A 19,788-nucleotide genomic window follows, 5' to 3' on the forward strand; every position below is an offset into this window, starting at 1 on the left:
AGTTAACTTTATAGAAAAAGAAATGTTATAGAAAAAGAAATGCGTGCCGAAGCAACGCAAAATAATTATTTATCTAGTGTCTAGACAATTTTATCGTAATATATTTCATCCTCAAGTTCCGAGGCTGTAATATATGGAATAACATCGTAATGAATTGCAGTATCATCTGATAAATTAAAGATATTTAAATCACTCACATTTTTTCTCATAAAAGTAAAAAATGGCAGTATTTTAAACAAGTCTTTACTAAGCTCAGATGGCATAGGGCTGGTAGATTCGTCATAGAAACGTGGGCAACTCCCTGTTAAGTCAAGCCCAGAACATATAATACGACCATACTTAAGGGAATAGGCAACTTGAATAGCGGTATAAGCAATAGTATGGCAAGAGCAATACCCGATGCTGATATCCTTGCAAAATCCAGCCAGTCGCCCTCTTTTCGAAAGAGGAACTGAAATAAGTAATGCTTTATGAACCCGCTTGAGGATATTAAATTTAATTTTTTTTAAAAAGCCCCCTTTTTCTCGGCGATAAAAGGAGCGAATAATTAAACAGTTTTCTTCAATATATTTTTGATCATCCACTGAAGCCTGTTCGTACACATCAAGATTGACGATAGTAAACTGACTGTTACGGCTAAAGTTATAAAAATCTTCGCGCCGACGATGGAGGAAGCGAACATCCGTCAGAAGGTACAAAAATGGCTTGACGTTATTGTTTAGCAAATATTGAACAGAACCATTGACTGCAATGACATCTTTCATTCGTAACAAGGACAGCGGCGTCTTTCTGGACGTAGGACCAGAAAGAAAAATAATACAATCTTCAGCCGTTCTTTTCGCAATAAGTTGCAGAACATCGGCGTGAGTTATGAAGTTAACGCTGCCCATAAAAAACTCGTATGTTTATCATGCAACCTATAAATAAATGTTATATTCAATAACTAATATTACATCTCAAATTCTCTCAATTATGTCATAACGCTGCAGCAAATAAAAGTCAGTCAACCCCTTAAATTAAACCAAACGTGCTACATTGATCAGCGTTTTTCCTTACCCTTAATACAACGCAATAAATTTCGGAGTTTTTTCTTATAAATCAATAAGTAAAATCCGATATCTCTCACATTATTTTTGATACCATAATGTCTTTCTAAATCAATACGATCCTTTGCTTTTCGTTGTCTGGAAGGTCTTTTTCCGGACAAATCAATAATTCTGATCTCATTGCCTTGCAGGATAAAGTTACCTTTATGGGGATCGCCCGAAACCATACCATGCTGATGCAGAGAATATATCGACTGTTTGACTTTCCCTCTCACCTCGTCAGAAATTTCTGGCATATCAACAAGTTCAATACCTTCAATATACTCAATTATCATCACGTATGTTTTTACATAGCGTAATGTTTTAATTTCCGCCAGCAGGTAAAAATCATTAAGCGCCGTAAACCCTTCACGCCGCACACGATCTGTCTGATGAAAAAGCTTTTCGTAGTAATCCCCTTTTACTAACGATTTAAAAAAGCGTTCAGTATTTTTTACTTTTGGGCTAAATACTTTGAGAATATATTTTCCGTAGTCTGTATTAATCAATACAACTTTTGTATCTTCTATATTACGGAAGACTTTAATAACCTGATGATTATAAGATAGAAAATCTTTGAATATCCCAATGTATTTTTCACCGTCTTTTTTGACAAAGACGGTATAGTTTTTAATCTTTTTTTCAATAATCATAATGGAGATTTAGGGAGGGGAATTATTTGTGGAAAAGTTTACGATAAAGATATGCGCTTCCAGCCAGCAGGCCTTTAAAATAATGGCCCTGCACGAGAAGATGTTTATATCGCTTCTTAAATTCGACTATGGTACGCGCATCTTTTGCAGGAGAATCTTTCCAGGGCGAGTTCAGTCGTGCATTTTTATAATAGATAACTGAAGGATAATTTGCCCAGGCATGCCATGGTTTTGTAGCGCCCGTATAATGAATTAAAACAGTATTATCATTAATTATATTGCTATATTTTTTATGTGACTTATCTTTCAACTCACTTTTGATAGTATAAATGGTATTATACGGTCGCGGTAGAAAAATGACTTTGTCCTGTAGGAGAATATTCAAAACATCCTGATCGGGATATTTAAAAGAGTCAGCTTCTTTACCTGCCAGAAGTAAAAATGCCTTTTCAGTTAAGGCATTCTCTTTCCATAATTTCAGGTTAACAAAAACCACGCCGGAGTTAAAATAACCACCTTGTAAATTAAATGCTCTTAATCTCTCATTTACCTTATTCTGGATGGAATCAACATCTTTTACGACCGCAGCAATCTTCTCTGTCAAATCAAGTTGTAGAAGATCTTGCAAAGATCCTTTGCATACAACATCGGCATCCAAATAAAGTAAGGTGTTTACCTTCTTGCTGAGATAATCGAAAGCAAATAAACGAAAATACATTGCTCTCGACCATACTTTAGTTTGAGGCAATACTTCAAGGCTTTCTACTTTAATAAGATAAAGAGAAATTTTTATGTGATGCTGTACGGCTAAACGCTCTATATATTTTACAAAACACGGAGAGTATGAGTCACAAATAATGTGAAAAGCGAGCGGGATATTATTGTTTAATACAACTGAAGCGATTGATACCCCCACACCATCAAGATAGTTTTCATCAACACCATAAGAAATGTTTAATACGTTATCATCATTATTATTATTACTTTCATCAAAAACTTTATATTCAGCTATTTCTATCTCAGGAAATGAATCCATTACATCACCTATGGGTTTTATTCAAGAAGTTTACGTTTAAAGTAGGCTATATAGTAATTTATACCCGAAGTATAATGCTTCTGATTAAACATATGCTTTGCCGCATAACGTAACTGATGGCTAGTGACTGGATTTAAAAGTGCACAATGAGACCACGGTGAGTTGCTCTTAGCCTGTAAAAAATATTGTGACACAGGGTAAGCCCCCCAACTATGCCAGGGCTTCGTTGGTCCGATATAATGAACAAATACAGTCTCAGCATCGACTGGATTAATAACTGAATCTTTTAATTCATAGTTAAGACTAAATTGTGTATTAAATTTTTTATCAACAAAACGCGCTTTATTCACTAACAATATATTTAATACATCCTGATCAAGGTGCGTTATGCGCTGTACTACCTCTGGATCTTTTAGCATTTCAATCGCTTTCTTAGAGATATTTTCTGCGGTCCAAAGAGGTATGTTAATTAAAATAAAACCGGCATTAAAATAGCCAGAAACCAGCCCAGGCGTTGCCAGGCTAACCGAGCGCTTAGTCCACCATTCCAACTCGCCTTCAGCAACGACAGCCGCAATCTCATTTTCAGCAAAATTAAGATCAATAAGTTCCAGAATACTCCCCTTACATGCAATATCTGCATCCAGATAAAGTACTCTATCTGTTTTATCTGAAAAATAATCGGCGATAATGAATCTAAAGTATGTTGCATAGGTCCAGTTTTTGGTACTGGGTAGCGATTTTAAGCGCTCACAGTCGATTAGGTAAACAACAATCTGCGTAGCGTACTGTTTTGCTAATGCCTCAAATCGCTGCTGGTCTTCAGAGTCAAAGAAATCGGTAAAAACATGGAAAGCTAACGCCTTCTCTGGGTTAGCAAGGAGAACCGATGCAATAGAGACACCACAGCCAAAAAGAAAGTTTTTATCAATCCCATAAGCTATATTAAATTTATCAGCATCACTATGTTGTGCATAGTTATAATCTAAAGTCTGTTGAATGACTTCTTCTTCAAAATATTTTCTGCTCATAGTGATCACTTTTGTAATTTCGAGAATATCGCATTATTAAAATTTTTAAAATATAGCACATCGTAAAATCTCTCAATCGTGCCGGGAATAATATCATGCTGATATTTTACTTCACCAGAAATAACGCGATTAAGGTGTCCTACAAAATCATCTATAGCACCCGGAGTGTAAAGCTCACCATTCAAACCGGGTTTAATCATATCGCGCGGGCCAGACATACAATCAGAACTAATACACGGAATTCCATATGACATTGCTTCCAGCAGGGTCATAGGAAATCCCTCAAACGCAGAGGTAAGTAGTAACGCGGTGACATTTTTTATTTTTTGCTGTACGACTTGCCACGGCGCGCTTTGCCAACCATACCAGATCACACGCTGCTCAATACCAAGCTCCCGACTATAGGCCTGGCACTTTTCAAAATCTGAGCCATCACCAATAATATGTAGCTGCCATTCCCCTGTCGTACGAGTTAAGCCATCAAATAAATCTTTAACTCTTTTCTGTCCTTCAAATTTAAGACGCCCTACATAGAGAAATACAGCGGGTTTATCGCGCTCAGGCGGCGGCACAATGATTGTTTTAATAGAGACAGGATTATAAACGACGCTAATATTTTGCGCTGAGATACCCCGTGACATCATCTGTTCTTTAATACCACTACTTATGGCCAGATGATAATCCGCGTACGTTATACATTCTGCATGTTTTTTATGGTCGAGCGAAAAATGCGGCCACGAGAAAATAGTAAACTGTTTACCACTTTTCTTTCGTGCTTTATTGGCATAAAGACATGAGATGATATCAATACATATCACAATATCCGGTGACGTTTCTTTCAGCCACTGACTAAAATTATAAACATGCTTAGCTCGACGAAGAAAACTTAATTTTATATTTGAGAATGATTGCGCATATTTAATCTCTTTTAGCCATGCTTTATCCATTTTGTCATTACGACAAAAGAAAAACATTTCACAGTTGATTTTCGGAGAGCTATTTTCAAACGTATGGATAACGTTGCTAATAACGGTTTCCATCCCTCCAAAACCGGATACCGCTTCGCCAATAAAAGCTATTTTCATATATACCCCAGAGTTAAAACCTTAATCTAAAGACTTTAGATATTAAATAGCAAAAATAGTAATATAACCCTATAGAGTAATTTTTACCTGACATCTCTCTTTTTGCTTTAAGGCGTAGTCAATATCTTTATTATTTTCGATAATGGAATATATTGCCACACCTGCTGGCATTATAAAACCATGATCAAAGCAAAGAGCAATGTCCAGTCTTCTTCCAAAAAAATCATCATGTTGAATTATGTTTTTTTGGTTTGAAATATAACTTTTAATGTTAGACATTCTGTCTATCCTTGTCTCACTCATAAATTACTCACTGAGTGCATAATTATTATAATTACAGATTTTTTCTTATTGTCCTTTCTTTAATTCGAGCGGCTTTAACATCTGCCTGATGAATCAACCCCGATTCTTTTTGCAAAATCTCTCGCAGGGGGAGAGAGAAATACTCACGCATAAACCGGAATATATCTCGCTGAGTCAGGCCAATATTCATTGAAGAAAAATAAAGCCCAATTAAATCTTTGTCACGCCAGCGAAGGGGAACGTGCTGGCGTATCTGCGCGCGATGCAGGTCAATTACGGAGATTTTTAAATCCTCTTCGCGACCAGTGAAAGGTAAATGCAGAAGAAAGTGGCAAATATAACAGTCGCGATGGTTAATTCCCCCGGCGTGCATTTTACGTACCATAGTCGCAACACGCTTAATGATCATCCACTTCACCTGCGCGTCCGGTGGATTAACAGCCCAGTCAGCACAGTAGTCTTCAAGGCTAATGGTGGGCGTTAAATCTTCGGTGATAATAAATGATGTTCTGGTTAGCGGGTTTACGCCTTTTTCACCAAAACCAACGCCGTGCATCGTATCAACGCCCAGCTCATGTAGACGATGAATGGCGTGCCATTCTCTGTCAGCGCCCAGAACAGGCATACGTAACGAAATCAGGTTCTTCACAATTTCTTTCAGCGAAGTACCTTTATGCCACTTCAGGAAGTAGCTTTTACCGTCCAGCTCAAACCGCAATGTTCGACGCGTCTCCAGCTCTCTGAACACTTCGCCCTGTAACGTTTTTACTTCCTCAAAAGCATCTTTACCGCGCCATAGTGTGGTTAACGGCGCTTTCAGCTCAACCATCTAAATCACCTGTAATAATATCCGCGGCCTTCTCCGGTAAGCTGTATAAATCCTGGGTATCAGCATAATACCGCGCATTTTCAGCCCAGGCGTTGCGTAAGGAAGGCTGTGTCAGCGCTTTGAGTAAAACCTCATTTAGCGCATCCTGGCGGAATGGTTCAGTCATCGCTTCGCCACAGTTTGCATCCACAATATAATGTGCATAACCGCACACCGCGGTTGTCAGCACCGGCAAACCAGCAGTAATGGCTTCCAGCAAAACAATACCAGCAGCTTCCTGATAGGCTGGATGCAGTAAAAGGTCGGCTGCCGCCATTAACTCCGCGATATCATTACGTCCGGAGAAAAAATGCACATTCGTGCCGACGCCGCTTCTTTCAGCCAGTGCTGCAAACTTCTTCGGCTTATCCTGCCCGACAACATAGAGCACCGTATTTTGCCGTAAAGATTCGGGTAGCGATGCCAGCGCTTCAATAGAGCGATCCACACCTTTACGGGTAAAGTCAGACCCTACTTGCAACAGTAATTTTTGCTGTTCTGAGATACCATTTTTCTGACGATAAATTTGACGACTGTTTGGGATCTGTTGGCTATATTTTCTGTCCGGGTAAATCCCCGGAGGAAGAATATGGAAACGCTCCGCTTCAGTCTGATAATGTTTTTGGAAGTCAGCAATCTGCTTATTCGTCAGCATTAATAGTTGCGTCGGCTTGCCGTGTTCAAACGTGGCGCGTTCAAAAGCAGCATAATGCCGATAGCGTGATGTCAGGCGATAGAAAAATCCTTTTTCCTGTGCGACTTTTTCGGCGTAACACACGTCTGCGGCGTAATACACATCAAGGCCCGGCATCTTATTGAATCCAACCACCCGATCGACAGGGTGGTCGCGCAAATGGTGTTGCACCCAGGCATAATATTCTGCGTTACGACCGTGGTTCGTCCGGGATTTAACCGGCACGCGGATTAATTCAAAGTTATCCGGGCATTCCCCTTCCCATGACTGAGTATAAACACGAACCTGATGCCCTCGCGCCGCCACGGTTTGGGCAATGCGCATAAAATCACGCTGCAGACCGCCAAAAGGAAAATATTTATATAAGCAAAAGGCAACTCTCATAGCAGACTGTCCAAATCTATGGTGCGTGCCTCATGCGGCAGCATTTTTTCCGTCGCGGCGATAACATCTTCAGCCGGAATAACGGAAAGGTATTTTTTATTACGATCAAGCTCATGCCGTTCAGGCATCGGCTGATAATTTCCTGCCCAAAACTGAATGATGTCGTCGGTCCAGGGACGCCAGAATACATGATCCGTCGCGCCAAAAAGACAAATGACCGGCGTTTTGACTGCTGCGGCAATATGACCGGGGGCCGAATCAACGCCGATAAAGAGATCCGCATGGTCAATCAACGCACCCAATTCAGGAAAGCGAGTTTTACCCGCCAGACCAGTAACCGGTTTTGTCTCACAGCCGCGTGCAATAGCATCCACGCAGGCCATCTCGTCTGCGGCCGGGCCTGACGTCAGTACAACTTGATAACCGCGGCGCTGCACGGCATCAATAACCTGCGAGAATTTATCATTATCCCAGCACTTAAATAGCTGCCGTGCCGTAGGCTGAATAACAACATATTGTCGGGTCACACCAAGTTGTTTGAGCTGTTGTCGCATGTTTTCCCAATGTTCCGGGCGATAGCTCATGGTGGTTTCCGTGACATACTGTTTTAGCGCTAACGGCTTTAGCGCGGATAATGTGCGCTCAACAGCATGTTCTCCCGCATAAGGTACTAAATGCGTAAAGCTCTTTTTCCATAGAGCAGACTGACGATTACCGAAATCCTGCGAGATTTTTATTTTTGCGTTTAAAAAACGCACAATAAGCGCCACGCTCCACTGATCGGTGAGATTGACGACCAGATCATACGAGTTAGCACGCAATTTTTTGATTAGCGATAGCGCGTTTTTGATCTTCTCTTTTGTTCCTGCGCCTTTGTTACTGATGCCGTAGAGTGCATTAATCTCCGGATTTTCCGACAATATCGGTATGGTGTTCTGGTAAAGAAGCACATCGATTTTTGCATCGGGATAATTCTGCTTCAGCGTGCTGATGACAGGGGTGGTAAGTAACATGTCTCCATGAAAACGCATTTTTATAATCAGAATTCTTCGAAATGGCTTTTCCACAAGCGACTCTTTGGTTGAAATTGTCCGGATAAATAAGCAGAAAAAAGCACGCTACCGCCCCAGGCTTCACAGCAACCCGATGGCTAATACCGCACTCATTTTAGATGCGCTAGTGTAACACTTCTTTCGCAGCAATCCGATACGAATAATTTTTATACACAATCATTTTTTTAATCATAAATTCAAAGAGATAATAATTTATCCCCCTCTTGTGAATGGTCATTCCCATTGTCTGGGGCGACAAGGGCGGCAAATTTCAATGGATTGCGTAAAAATGCAAAAATAATGGGGTTCAGCGCCTGGAATCCTCGCTTCTGAGCCAATTTGGCGCAAAAATGGGAAAAGTAATGGTAAAGCCCAGGCTAAATACATAGAATCCCCAGCACATCCATAAGTCAGCTATTTACTATGCTCGAATTGCTTTACACCGCTCTTCTCTACCTTATTCAGCCTCTGATCTGGATACGGCTTTGGGTGCGTGGACGTAAAGCGCCGGCCTATCGTAAGCGCTGGGGTGAACGCTACGGATTCTACCGCCGTCCGTTGAAACCGGGCGGAATCATGCTGCATTCCGTCTCGGTGGGCGAAACTCTGGCGGCCATCCCATTGGTCCGCGCTCTACGTCATCGCTATCCCGATCTGCCTATTACCGTAACGACCATGACGCCGACCGGCTCGGAGCGCGTCCAGTCCGCCTTTGGCAACGATGTTCAGCACGTTTACTTGCCTTATGATTTGCCCGATGCGCTCAATCGTTTCCTCAATAAGATTGATCCTAAGCTGGTATTGATCATGGAGACTGAGCTCTGGCCAAATCTGATTGCTGCGCTGCACAAACGTCATATTCCGCTGGTTATCGCTAATGCGCGGCTTTCCGCCCGCTCCGCCGCGGGTTATGCGAAGCTTGGCAAGTTTGTCCGTACGCTCTTGCGCCGTATCACCCTGATTGCCGCGCAAAACGAAGAAGATGGCGAACGCTTTGTGGCATTGGGCGCGAAGAACAATCAGGTCACGGTCACCGGCAGTCTGAAATTTGATATTTCAGTTACGCCGCAGTTGGCGGCTAAAGCCGTTACGCTACGCCGCCAGTGGGCGCCGCACCGTCCGGTCTGGATTGCCACCAGCACCCACGATGGCGAAGAGAGTATCGTTATCGCCGCTCACCAGGCGTTATTACATCAATTCCCGAATTTATTACTGATTCTGGTGCCCCGCCATCCGGAGCGTTTCCCGGATGCTATCAATCTTGTGCGTCAGGCAGGGTTAAGCTACATCACTCGTTCTTCGGGCGAAGTACCGTCCGCCAGCACCCAGGTCGTGGTAGGCGATACCATGGGCGAATTAATGTTGCTCTATGGCATTGCCGATCTCGCCTTTGTTGGTGGTTCGCTGGTTGAACGCGGCGGTCATAACCCGCTGGAGGCCGCCGCTCATGCGATTCCGGTACTGATGGGTCCGCATACCTTTAACTTTAAAGATATTTGCGCCCGTCTGGATCAGGCGAGCGGACTTATCACGATTACCGATGCGGCTACGCTGGCAAAAGAAGTTTCCTCTTTACTGACCGACGCTGATTATCGTAATTTCTACGGACGTCACGCAGTTGAAGTGCTGTATCAAAATCAGGGCGCGCTCCAGCGTCTGCTGCAACTGCTGGAACCTTATCTGCCACCGAAAACGCATTGAGGACTGTCATGCAAAAACGGGCGATTTATCCAGGTACGTTTGATCCGATTACTAACGGTCATCTCGATATTGTGACGCGCGCAACGCAGATGTTCGACCATGTCATTCTGGCTATCGCCGCCAGCCCCGGCAAGAAACCCATGTTCACCCTGGACGAACGTGTGGCGCTGGCGCAAAAAGCGACCGCACACCTGGGTAACGTAGAGGTGGTAGGCTTTAGCGACCTGATGGCCAATTTCGCCCGCGACAGACAGGCGAATATCCTGATTCGTGGTCTGCGCGCGGTGGCGGATTTTGAATATGAAATGCAGTTGGCGCATATGAATCGCCATCTGATGCCGCAACTGGAAAGCGTTTTCCTGATGCCGTCCAAAGAGTGGTCGTTTATTTCATCGTCGCTGGTCAAAGAAGTGGCGCGCCATCAGGGCGATGTGACCCACTTTCTGCCGGACAATGTGCATCAGGCGCTAATGGATAAGTTGAAATAAGTTTCCTACCTTGCCGGGCCTGGCATTTTACTTCTGACAGTGACGGCAATAGAACGTCGCGCGCTGTGCGTGTTTCGTTGCGACTATCGGCGTACCGCATACCCGACACGGCTCGCCTTTGCGCCCGTACACCTGCAACTCCTGGGCAAAATAGCCCGGCTTCCCATCGCTTTGCAGAAAATCCTTCAGCGTTGTCCCGCCTTGTTCAATAGAGCGCAGCAAAACGGCTTTAATCACCCGCGCCAGCAGGTCGCACTCCGCTGTCGAGAGTGACGACGCCAGGCGGTCAGGGTGAATACCAGCGGCAAACAGCGACTCGCTGGCGTAGATATTCCCCACGCCGACCACCAGCTTGTTATCCATCAGCCAGGGTTTAATCGCCGTCTTCTTCTTCGCGCATTTCTGTTGCAAATATTCGCCATTAAACTCATCGCTTAGCGGCTCCGGTCCCAGATGCGCCAGTACGTTATGCCCTTCCAGCTCTTTGGTCCATAACCAGGCGCCAAAGCGGCGAGGATCGGTATAACGTAGAATTTTGCCGTTGCTCATCACCAAATCGACATGGTCGTGCTTTTCCGCCGGCAGCGCTTCCGGCAGTATCCGCAAGCTTCCCGACATCCCCAGGTGAATAATTATCCAGCCGTCAGGCAGCTCCAGCAGTAGATATTTAGCACGACGCTGAACGCTAAGGACGGGTGTATCGCTCAGACGATAAATTTCATCTGAAACCGGCCAGCGCAGACGGCCGTTACGGATATGGGCGTGCAGGATAGTAGCGCCAACTAAATGGGGTTCAATACCCCGGCGGCTGGTTTCAACTTCGGGTAATTCAGGCATAACGTCTCCGGCTGTGTGGCAGGTCTCATTAATATGGGGACGGCCAGAAAACAAAAAACCCCGCCGAAGCGAGGTTTTTGTTACATCAAAGCGAGAATTATTTGATTTTCGCTTCTTTGTAGATCACGTGCTGACGGACAACTGGATCGAATTTTTTCAGTTCCAGTTTTTCCGGTTTAGTACGTTTGTTCTTCGTAGTGGTATAGAAGTGACCAGTACCAGCAGAAGAAACCAGCTTGATTTTCTCACGAATACCTTTAGCCATGATTTATTTCCTCTTAGTACTTAGTACTTTTCGCCACGGGCACGCAGTTCAGACAGAACTGTTTCGATGCCTTTTTTATCGATGATACGCATACCTTTAGCAGATACACGCAGGGTGACAAAACGCTTCTCGCTCTCAACCCAGAAACGGTGAGAGTGCAGGTTAGGCAGGAAACGGCGTTTAGTCGCGTTCAGTGCGTGGGAACGGTTGTTACCGGTCACCGGACGCTTGCCAGTAACTTGGCAGACTCGGGACATGTCTATTCTCCAAAAATCAAATTAGCTCGAGCTTCGTATGGGGTATCGGCGCCTCGTCAGGCTTTACAGCCTGGTCATCGCGCAGTTCTATTGAACTCTCGATTGCCAGGCCCAAATGCCAAACCCGAGATTCTCAAAGGTGGCGTAGTATACGCTGACCCGGCGATATGCTCAAGTCCCGAACAGACAAAGATCCCGATGGATCGCGCAAAGAATCTTAAATCCAGCCGCGTTCGGCAAAAGAAACGTACTCTCCGCGCCCAATTATCAGGTGATCGAGCACCCGGATATCCATAAACTGGCAACACTTTATCACGCGCTCAGTGATAAGTTTATCTGCTTTACTTGGCTCTGCGCAGCCTGAAGGGTGGTTATGCGCCAGAATGACCGCTGAAGCATTGAGTTTAATCGCTTCCCGAACAATCTCACGCGGATGCACCTCTACGTGGTTAAGCGTGCCGGAAAACAGGCGGCTGTGCTGAAGCACCCGGTGCTGGGCATCGAGGAAGATCACCAGAAAGATCTCACGCTCTTCGCCCGTCAGTTGGCTTTGCAGAAATTCCCGCGTCATTTCCGGACTCAGCAACGCACTTTCCTCATTCATGCGCACGCTGTAATAGCGCCTTGCCAGCTCAGCAATGCCTTTCAACTGCGCGAATTTCGCCAGGCCGATGCCGTTTACGCCACGAAACTGCGCAAAGTCCGCCGACAGCAGGCCATACAGCGACCCAAAGTGCTGCAATATCTCTTTTGCCAACGTCATAACATCTTTTCCCGGCGTGCCGGTACGTAAAAAAAGCGCCAGCAACTCCACGTCGCTGAGGGAAGCAATGCCGGATCTGAGCATTTTTTCACGCGGTAATAATTCGTCCAACGTATCCATACGCGCACCTCCTTTTTTAAGGAAGCGGCATAGTGGCACAGCCTTTGGGAGAGATCGACGCCCCGATTTTGTTCTTGCGTAGCGCCTCGCAAAGTGGAGCGCAGGCAAAGACACGACGCCGTAGAGATTGTGATAAAATAGCCGCCTTTCAAAGTCACCCAACAGGAAAGACATGATGAGCCTGGCCGGTAAAAAAATTGTTCTCGGCGTTAGCGGCGGTATCGCTGCGTATAAAACGCCGGAACTGGTGCGCCGTTTACGTGAGCGCGGCGCTGACGTGCGCGTGGCAATGACCGAGGCGGCAAAAGCCTTTATTACCCCCCTGAGCTTACAGGCAGTGTCGGGTTATCCCGTATCCGACAGTCTGCTTGACCCTGCCGCCGAAGCCGCGATGGGGCATATCGAGTTGGGGAAATGGGCCGACCTGGTGATTCTTGCCCCCGCGACCGCCGATCTGATCGCCCGTGTAGCATCGGGTATGGCCAATGATTTAGTCTCCACCATCTGCCTGGCGACGCCAGCCCCGGTGGCCGTTCTTCCGGCCATGAACCAACAGATGTACCGCGCTGCCGCCACGCAACATAATCTGGAGGTGCTCGCCTCTCGCGGCCTGTTCATTTGGGGGCCGGATAGCGGCAGTCAGGCGTGCGGCGACGTAGGCCCAGGCCGAATGCTGGACCCATTAGTTATCGTTGATAAGGCCGCCGCGCATTTCGCTGCCGTCAACGATCTGCGACATCTTAATATCATGATTACGGCAGGCCCGACGCGCGAACCGCTCGACCCGGTGCGTTATATTTCCAACCACAGCTCAGGTAAAATGGGCTTCGCTATTGCGGCGGCCGCCGCGCGTCGCGGCGCAAATGTCACGCTGGTCTCCGGCCCCGTTTCGTTACCGACGCCGCCTTTTGTAAAACGGGTTGATGTCATAACCGCGCTGGACATGGAAGCCGCTGTTCAGGCCGCCGTTCAACAGCAGCACATTTTCATTAGCTGCGCCGCCGTGGCTGACTATCGCGCAGAGACTATCGCCAGTGAAAAAATCAAAAAACAGGCGGCGCAAGGTGATGAATTACTAATAAAAATGGTCAAAAACCCGGACATTGTCGCCGGGGTGGCCGCACTCAGTGACAATCGCCCCTACGTTGTTGGGTTTGCCGCGGAAACGAATAATGTGGAAGAATACGCCCGGCAAAAACGTACCCGTAAGAACCTTGACCTGATTTGTGCAAATGATGTTTCACTTTCAAATCAGGGATTTAATAGCGATAAAAACGCTTTACACCTTTTCTGGCAGGATGGAGATAAAGTCTTACCGCTTGAGCGAAAAGAACTCCTGGGCCAATTATTACTCGACGAGATCGTGACCCGTTATGATGAAAAAAATCGACGTTAAGATTCTGGACCCGCGTGTTGGTCAGCAGTTTCCGCTGCCGACTTATGCTACTTCTGGTTCTGCCGGGCTTGACCTGCGCGCCTGTCTCGACGACGCCGTAGAACTGGCGCCTGGCGCAACGACGTTGGTACCTACCGGACTGGCCATTCATATCGCCGATCCATCACTGGCGGCAGTCATGTTGCCGCGTTCGGGCCTGGGCCATAAACATGGTATCGTGCTGGGCAACCTGATCGGGCTGATTGATTCCGATTATCAGGGGCAACTGATGGTTTCGATCTGGAACCGTGGTCAGGACAGTTTTACCATTGAACCGGGCGAACGTATCGCGCAAATGGTGTTTGTTCCGGTCGTTCAGGCCGAATTTAATCTGGTGGAAGCATTTGACGCCACCGAACGTGGCGAGGGCGGCTTCGGTCATTCTGGCCGTAAGTAAATTTTACGCATCCCCATAACGTCATAATACTGCCGCAAGCGCTGAGTTTGCGGTTATAGCGTGGGTGCTCGCCTGGCAAGTGCTTATTTTCAGGGGTATTTTGTAACATGGCAGAAAAACAAACTGCGAAAAGGAATCGTCGCGAAGAAATACTTCAGTCACTGGCGCTGATGCTTGAATCCAGCGATGGAAGCCAACGCATCACGACGGCAAAACTGGCGGCCTCGGTCGGCGTTTCCGAAGCGGCGCTATACCGCCATTTTCCCAGCAAGACCCGCATGTTCGATAGCCTGATTGAGTTTATCGAAGATAGTCTGATTACCCGTATCAATCTGATTTTAAAAGATGAAAAAAACACCAGCACGCGTTTGCGCCTGATTGTGTTGCTGATTCTGGGTTTTGGCGAACGCAACCCTGGCCTGACGCGCATTCTTACCGGGCACGCGCTGATGTTTGAACAGGATCGCCTGCAGGGGCGCATTAATCAGCTTTTTGAACGCATCGAAGCGCAGCTCCGCCAGGTGCTACGAGAAAAAAGAATGCGTGAAGGCGAAGGCTACACGACGGATGAAAATCTGCTGGCAAGCCAGCTGTTAGCCTTCTGTGAAGGGATGCTTTCACGGTTCGTGCGTAGCGAATTTAAATACCGCCCAACGGACGATTTCGACGCCCGCTGGCCGCTCATTGCCGCTCAGCTACAGTAACGCTGACTGGATAGTGGCTCACGCCTTATCCAGGCGACAGAAACATAGGCCCGGTAAAGCGCCACCGGGCAATTCGCTTACACGCCAAATTCTTCCCGGTATGCTCGCACAGCCGCCAGATGCTCAGCCATATCAGGTTTTTCTTCCAGATAGGCAATCAGGTCTTTCAGCGTAATGATGGAGATAACCTTACAACCATAGTCGCGCTCCACTTCCTGAATCGCGGAAATCTCGCCGCGGCCACGTTCCTGACGATCCAGCGAAATCAGTACGCCAGCCAGCGTAGCCCCGTGCGCCTGAATAATCTCCATCGACTCGCGAATCGCCGTACCTGCGGTAATCACGTCATCCACCAGCATCACGCGGCCCTGTAGCGCGCTGCCCACCAGACTCCCGCCTTCGCCATGATCTTTTGCCTCTTTGCGGTTAAAGCAGTACGGCAGGTCTTTATCGTGATGTTCCGCCAGCGCAACCGCCGTCGTCGTCGCGATCGGAATACCTTTGTACGCGGGGCCAAACAGCAGATCAAATTCAATACCGGAATCCACCAGCGCTTCGGCATAAAAACGGCCTAACAACGCCAGGTCGCGCCCGGTATTAAACAGCCCGGCGTTGAAGAAATAGGGGCTTTTGCGCCCGGATTTCAGCGTAAACTCGCCAAACTTTAGTACCTGCTTGTTAAGCGCAAACTCAATAAACTGGCGCTGATACGGTTTCATGGATTCGCTCCTTTTCTTACTTTCATCATTTACGAAATTTACGGACAAAAAAAAGGCGACTTTTCAGTCGCCTTAAAATCAATTTTCTAACGCCGCCTTCTGCGTCGCCACAATGGATTCAATTCCCCCTCGGGCCAGCGCCAACAAAGTGAGAAGTTCTTCATGGCTGAACGGCTCGCCTTCCGCGGTACCCTGTACTTCAATAATGCGGCCGTCTTCAGTCATCACGACGTTCATGTCGGTTTCTGCGGCGGAATCTTCAACATATTCCAGATCGCAGATCGCTTCGCCGTTAACGATGCCTACGGAAACCGCCGCCACCATGCCTTTCATCGGATTGGTTTTCAGCTTACCGTTGGCAACCAATTTATTCAGCGCATCCGCCAACGCCACGCAGGCGCCGGTAATAGACGCTGTACGCGTACCGCCATCGGCCTGGATTACATCGCAGTCCAGCGTAATGGTAAATTCGCCGAGCGTTTTCAGATCGACCGCCGCACGCAGCGCACGCGCGATCAAACGCTGAATTTCCATAGTACGGCCGCCCTGCTTACCCTTTGCTGCTTCACGCGCATTACGGGTATGGGTAGCGCGAGGCAACATGCCATACTCTGCGGTGATCCACCCCTGGCCTTGTCCTTTCAGAAAACGTGGGACGCCTTCTTCAATGGAGGCGGTGCACAACACTTTGGTATCTCCAAATTCGACCAGTACCGAGCCTTCAGCGTGTTTTGTATAGTTACGGGTCAGGGTTACGGGACGCACCTGATTAGCGCTACGGCCTGCTGGACGCATATTGAGATCTCCGGCTTAAAACGAATGTGGCTGCGCATTATACGGACTTCCGATGGTTATTCCTATCCTGACAAGGCCTGGATAGCTATAATCCCCTCATCTCTCCTTTAAAAACGGGAACATCTATGATCCGCAGTATGACCGCCTACGCCCGGCGTGAAATCAAGGGTGAATGGGGTAGCGCGACCTGGGAAATGCGCTCGGTAAACCAGCGTTATCTGGAAACTTACTTTCGTCTGCCGGAACAGTTCCGTAGTCTTGAACCCGTCGTGCGCGAACGCATTCGTACACGCCTGACGCGTGGCAAAGTCGAATGTATGCTGCGTTTTGAACCCGATGCCAGCGCGCAAGGCGAGCTTATTCTGAATGAAAAGCTCGCGAAACAATTAGTTAGCGCCGCAAACTGGGTCAAAATGCAGAGCGACGAAGGGGAAATCAATCCGGTTGATATTTTGCGCTGGCCAGGTGTCATGGCGGCGCAAGAGCAGGATCTGGACGCGATTGCCGCAGAAATTTTAGCCGCGCTGGACGGTACCCTGGATGACTTTATCGTCGCGCGCGAAACGGAAGGCCAGGCGCTGAAAGCGCTGATTGAACAACGTCTGGAAGGCGTCAGCGCCGAAGTAGCGAAAGTCCGCGCGCATATGCCGGAAATCCTGCAATGGCAGCGTGAGCGCCTGGTCGCGAAGCTGGAAGATGCTCAGGTTCAGTTGGAAAACAACCGTCTGGAGCAAGAGCTGGTGATGATGGCGCAGCGCATTGATGTGGCGGAAGAGCTGGACCGTCTGGAAGCGCACGTCAAAGAGACTTACAACATTCTGAAGAAAAAAGAGGCGGTAGGTCGCCGTCTGGACTTCATGATGCAAGAATTTAACCGTGAGTCGAACACCCTGGCCTCCAAATCCATCAACGCTGATGTAACTAACTCCGCTATTGAATTAAAAGTGTTGATCGAGCAAATGCGCGAGCAAATCCAGAATATTGAATAATTCTGGCGCTCAATATGTCACAGAGCCCGCCTTATGCGGGCTCTCGCGTTTATCGGTAGTACGTTTTTAATTTCCGGCGAATAGCGTCGATAAGGCGTCGCTTCCACTCTACCGTTGAAGCCCGATACTGCATAAAAATAGCGCCTTCCGCCTGCTCCCCGGCAAGCGGCAGGACAAAAAGACCGCGCTTATCGGATAAATTTTCATACCAGGGGCGCGGTACAATCGCCATTAGCGGCGCCGACTGGACAGCAGGCGCCAGTTGACTGTAATCATGACAAACAAACGCCAGCGGACGTTCAAACCCGGCACGAGCCTGCTGCCTGTCCAGTTCGTTGTTCTCTTTTGTCCACGGCAAACAGTAAATGTGTTGATAATGCTGTAGATCAGCAAAATTCAACGCTGTGGCATTCTCCAGACGTGAACGCAATGGCGCGCCATAAACCGCGATCAAACGCGTAGTCCCCACCCGCTCGTAATGCAGAGCGCTGACCTGCTTTTGATGGTCGCCAATTGCCAGCACCAAATCAACCGAGCTATCCAACAGTTCATCACGCCAGGGTCGGCGGGCAAAAGGAAGGCACTCGATCACCGCCTGATGAAGATGACCTTTCTCTGCGAGAACGGGCGTAAGCAGCGCGTTCAATGCGGGAGGAAGTACCACCCGAAAACAACGGGAGCCGTTCTCTTTATCGCCAAACAGCTCCTCATTAAGCGAAACAAACACAGGCGCCAATTTGTCACGCAGCGCCTGCGCATAAGGCGTAGGAATCTGGCGGTTCCCTTCCCGTCGAAACAACGGATCGTTTAGCGCATCGCGCAATCTCATTAGCGCATGACTTACCGCAGAAGGCGACAAAGCCAGCTTTTGCGCCGTTTTCCCCGTAGAGCTCGTCTCCAGCAGCACATACAGTACTTTTAACAGGTTCATATCCATTTGCAGCAAGTTCATTAAACGTCTCTCTTATTGAACCTGGCTAAATTACTGCCAGGTATACTGCGGGCGCTTCAATCAGGAGAACATTATGAATCGCTATGCATTATTCTTTGTATGTATATTTTCAACATCAGCACTTCCTGCCATGGCGGCATTAGATCCTTCACAACCGTTATCACCCGCGCCTCCGTTATCACTGTTTAAAGCGTGGGCTAAGCCTATAAAGCCGTTTCAAATCACAGAAGGCGTGTGGTATGTCGGCACGGAAAATCTCTCTTCTATTCTGCTGACCACTCCGGCAGGGCATATTCTTATTGATGCGGGGTTGGATGAAAGCGCACCGCAAATTAAAGCGAATATTGAAGCGGCAGGATTCCGCCTCACAGACGTGCGCTATCTGTTGAACAGCCATGCGCGGCTGGATCAAGCGGGGGGCATGGCACGTTTGAAAGCGTGGAGCGGCGCACAATTGGTCGCCAGCCAACCCAACGCCGATCAGATGGCGAGGGGTGGACGAGAGGATTTTGCGCTTGGCGATGCGCTCCCCTTCCCGCCCGTCACCACCGATAAAATTATCCACAACCAGGAAAGCATCAGCCTCGGAGGGATAACCGTGACAGCGCTATTCACGCCTGGACATCTACCCGGCTCAACTTCCTGGCGCGTAACGCTCCGCAACGGCAAGACGCTAATTTACGCAGATAGTCTCGCCACACCTGACTATCTGCTGATTAACAACAAAAATTACCCTGACCTGGTTACTGATATTCAGAGCAGCTTTAAGACACTGGCCGCCCAGCATGTTGATATCTTTATTGCCAACAAAGGTGACCGCTTCGGGCTACTGGAGAAACGACAGCAACTTCGCAACGGCGATACACAGGCATTCTTTGATTCCAATGGCTTGCAACAGTATGTGGAACGCTCGCGCCAGCGCTTCATCACACAACTTACCGCACAGCAGCCATAATGAAATGATTCACCGGCGGCGCGTCCAGGGCGCCGTTCTTTTAAATTATCTAAGTCAAAACAGAAAAACCTCGCATACAATAAACCACAAAAATGATGTTCAATTTATTGATATTTATAATAAATAATTATTAATCATAAATTTAAAATCATTACTAAAATTTATTAATCGTGTAATGCCTTAGAAAATCTCAATCGTGATACAGCGCACAAATCGTTAA

General features: G+C 47.3%; 23 protein-coding genes. 7 read left to right on the forward strand and 16 right to left on the reverse strand.

The genetic code is table 11. The annotated features are described in order from the left end of the window. Positions 1 to 80: 80 nt before the first annotated feature. The 9 genes from waaZ to rfaQ form a co-directional block, all read right to left on the reverse strand. Positions 81 to 890: a 3-deoxy-D-manno-oct-2-ulosonate III transferase WaaZ gene (gene waaZ / locus J4613_RS15585; protein ID WP_000536019.1), complete on the reverse strand. Its 810-nt coding sequence runs from the start codon at positions 888 to 890 to the stop codon at positions 81 to 83. A 149-nt stretch (positions 891 to 1,039) separates the two neighbouring features. Further along, on the reverse strand, positions 1,040 to 1,738 hold the full coding sequence (rfaY, locus tag J4613_RS15590) for a lipopolysaccharide core heptose(II) kinase RfaY (protein WP_020838487.1): 699 nt from the start codon (positions 1,736 to 1,738) through the stop codon (positions 1,040 to 1,042). Between the two features lie 22 nt (positions 1,739 to 1,760). Beyond that, on the reverse strand, positions 1,761 to 2,774 hold the full coding sequence (rfaJ, locus tag J4613_RS15595) for a lipopolysaccharide 1,2-glucosyltransferase RfaJ (RefSeq protein ID WP_000376874.1): 1,014 nt from the start codon (positions 2,772 to 2,774) through the stop codon (positions 1,761 to 1,763). 17 nt (positions 2,775 to 2,791) lie between these two features. Next, on the reverse strand, positions 2,792 to 3,805 hold the full coding sequence (gene waaO / locus J4613_RS15600; protein WP_020838486.1) for a lipopolysaccharide 3-alpha-galactosyltransferase: 1,014 nt from the start codon (positions 3,803 to 3,805) through the stop codon (positions 2,792 to 2,794). A 5-nt stretch (positions 3,806 to 3,810) separates the two neighbouring features. Then, positions 3,811 to 4,890 carry a lipopolysaccharide 1,6-galactosyltransferase gene (gene waaB, locus J4613_RS15605; protein WP_111742188.1) on the reverse strand — a complete coding sequence of 360 codons (1,080 nt, stop codon included), beginning with the start codon at positions 4,888 to 4,890 and terminating at the stop codon, positions 3,811 to 3,813. A 69-nt stretch (positions 4,891 to 4,959) separates the two neighbouring features. Beyond that, positions 4,960 to 5,169, reverse strand: a complete 210-nt coding sequence (locus J4613_RS15610; RefSeq protein WP_000065393.1) for a hypothetical protein — start codon at positions 5,167 to 5,169, stop codon at positions 4,960 to 4,962. Between the two features lie 55 nt (positions 5,170 to 5,224). Next, complete coding sequence (gene rfaP, locus J4613_RS15615) at positions 5,225 to 6,022, reverse strand: lipopolysaccharide core heptose(I) kinase RfaP (RefSeq protein ID WP_000229825.1); 798 nt, start codon at positions 6,020 to 6,022, stop codon at positions 5,225 to 5,227. Next, positions 6,015 to 7,139 carry a glycosyltransferase family 4 protein gene (locus J4613_RS15620; RefSeq protein WP_001261577.1) on the reverse strand — a complete coding sequence of 375 codons (1,125 nt, stop codon included), beginning with the start codon at positions 7,137 to 7,139 and terminating at the stop codon, positions 6,015 to 6,017. The genes rfaP and J4613_RS15620 overlap by 8 nt, the downstream gene beginning before the upstream one ends. Continuing rightward, positions 7,136 to 8,206 carry a lipopolysaccharide core heptosyltransferase RfaQ gene (gene rfaQ / locus J4613_RS15625; protein WP_001526672.1) on the reverse strand — a complete coding sequence of 357 codons (1,071 nt, stop codon included), beginning with the start codon at positions 8,204 to 8,206 and terminating at the stop codon, positions 7,136 to 7,138. The genes J4613_RS15620 and rfaQ overlap by 4 nt, the downstream gene beginning before the upstream one ends. 408 nt (positions 8,207 to 8,614) lie before the next feature. Between rfaQ and waaA the strand changes: the two genes are divergently transcribed. Both waaA and coaD read left to right on the forward strand, forming a co-directional pair. Continuing rightward, positions 8,615 to 9,892, forward strand: coding sequence for a lipid IV(A) 3-deoxy-D-manno-octulosonic acid transferase (gene waaA / locus J4613_RS15630; protein ID WP_000891582.1), 1,278 nt, complete (start codon positions 8,615 to 8,617; stop codon positions 9,890 to 9,892). Between the two features lie 8 nt (positions 9,893 to 9,900). After that, entirely contained in the window at positions 9,901 to 10,380 is a 480-nt protein-coding gene (gene coaD, locus J4613_RS15635) for a pantetheine-phosphate adenylyltransferase (RefSeq protein WP_001171884.1), read from the forward strand. Between the two features lie 27 nt (positions 10,381 to 10,407). Here the strand turns inward: coaD and mutM are convergent, their stop codons facing one another. From mutM to radC, 4 genes are all read right to left on the reverse strand, one after another. Next, a complete protein-coding gene (gene mutM, locus J4613_RS15640; RefSeq protein WP_001114507.1) occupies positions 10,408 to 11,217 on the reverse strand; it encodes a bifunctional DNA-formamidopyrimidine glycosylase/DNA-(apurinic or apyrimidinic site) lyase in 810 nt (269 codons plus the stop codon). 97 nt (positions 11,218 to 11,314) lie between these two features. Next, a complete protein-coding gene (gene rpmG, locus J4613_RS15645) occupies positions 11,315 to 11,482 on the reverse strand; it encodes a 50S ribosomal protein L33 (protein WP_001051798.1) in 168 nt (55 codons plus the stop codon). Between the two features lie 20 nt (positions 11,483 to 11,502). Beyond that, positions 11,503 to 11,739: a 50S ribosomal protein L28 gene (gene rpmB, locus J4613_RS15650; RefSeq protein ID WP_001519051.1), complete on the reverse strand. Its 237-nt coding sequence runs from the start codon at positions 11,737 to 11,739 to the stop codon at positions 11,503 to 11,505. A 217-nt stretch (positions 11,740 to 11,956) separates the two neighbouring features. Continuing rightward, complete coding sequence (gene radC, locus J4613_RS15655) at positions 11,957 to 12,622, reverse strand: DNA repair protein RadC (RefSeq protein WP_000380129.1); 666 nt, start codon at positions 12,620 to 12,622, stop codon at positions 11,957 to 11,959. Positions 12,623 to 12,797: 175 nt separating this feature from the next. On the opposite strand from radC, the gene coaBC reads away from it, so the two are divergent. From coaBC to slmA, 3 genes are all read left to right on the forward strand, one after another. Beyond that, positions 12,798 to 14,018, forward strand: coding sequence for a bifunctional phosphopantothenoylcysteine decarboxylase/phosphopantothenate--cysteine ligase CoaBC (gene coaBC, locus J4613_RS15660; protein WP_020838483.1), 1,221 nt, complete (start codon positions 12,798 to 12,800; stop codon positions 14,016 to 14,018). Next, positions 13,996 to 14,454 (forward strand): dUTP diphosphatase, encoded by a 459-nt coding sequence (gene dut, locus J4613_RS15665; protein ID WP_024149605.1) that lies wholly within the window; start codon positions 13,996 to 13,998, stop codon positions 14,452 to 14,454. Before coaBC ends, dut begins: the two co-directional genes overlap by 23 nt. Positions 14,455 to 14,561: 107 nt before the next feature. Then, positions 14,562 to 15,158, forward strand: a complete 597-nt coding sequence (gene slmA, locus J4613_RS15670; protein WP_000818607.1) for a nucleoid occlusion factor SlmA — start codon at positions 14,562 to 14,564, stop codon at positions 15,156 to 15,158. A 77-nt stretch (positions 15,159 to 15,235) separates the two neighbouring features. Here the strand turns inward: slmA and pyrE are convergent, their stop codons facing one another. Then, the gene (gene pyrE, locus J4613_RS15675) at positions 15,236 to 15,877 is read right to left on the reverse strand and encodes an orotate phosphoribosyltransferase (protein ID WP_000806167.1); all 642 of its coding nucleotides are present in this window, start codon (positions 15,875 to 15,877) and stop codon (positions 15,236 to 15,238) included. Between the two features lie 78 nt (positions 15,878 to 15,955). Continuing rightward, complete coding sequence (gene rph / locus J4613_RS15680) at positions 15,956 to 16,672, reverse strand: ribonuclease PH (protein ID WP_001247078.1); 717 nt, start codon at positions 16,670 to 16,672, stop codon at positions 15,956 to 15,958. Between the two features lie 125 nt (positions 16,673 to 16,797). Between rph and J4613_RS15685 the strand changes: the two genes are divergently transcribed. Then, entirely contained in the window at positions 16,798 to 17,661 is an 864-nt protein-coding gene (locus J4613_RS15685; RefSeq protein ID WP_000621352.1) for a YicC/YloC family endoribonuclease, read from the forward strand. A 49-nt stretch (positions 17,662 to 17,710) separates the two neighbouring features. On the opposite strand, the gene J4613_RS15690 is transcribed toward J4613_RS15685, so the two are convergent. After that, positions 17,711 to 18,613: a LysR family transcriptional regulator gene (locus J4613_RS15690; RefSeq protein ID WP_001050870.1), complete on the reverse strand. Its 903-nt coding sequence runs from the start codon at positions 18,611 to 18,613 to the stop codon at positions 17,711 to 17,713. Positions 18,614 to 18,686: 73 nt separating this feature from the next. Here J4613_RS15690 and J4613_RS15695 point away from each other — a divergent pair, with 73 nt between their 5' ends. Continuing rightward, on the forward strand, positions 18,687 to 19,568 hold the full coding sequence (locus J4613_RS15695; protein ID WP_001593937.1) for an HARLDQ motif MBL-fold protein: 882 nt from the start codon (positions 18,687 to 18,689) through the stop codon (positions 19,566 to 19,568). Positions 19,569 to 19,788: the final 220 nt, after the last annotated feature.

The organism is Salmonella sp. 32020114201800008SM, assembly GCF_017572025.1.
Taxonomy (GTDB): Bacteria; Pseudomonadota; Gammaproteobacteria; order Enterobacterales; family Enterobacteriaceae; genus Salmonella; species Salmonella enterica.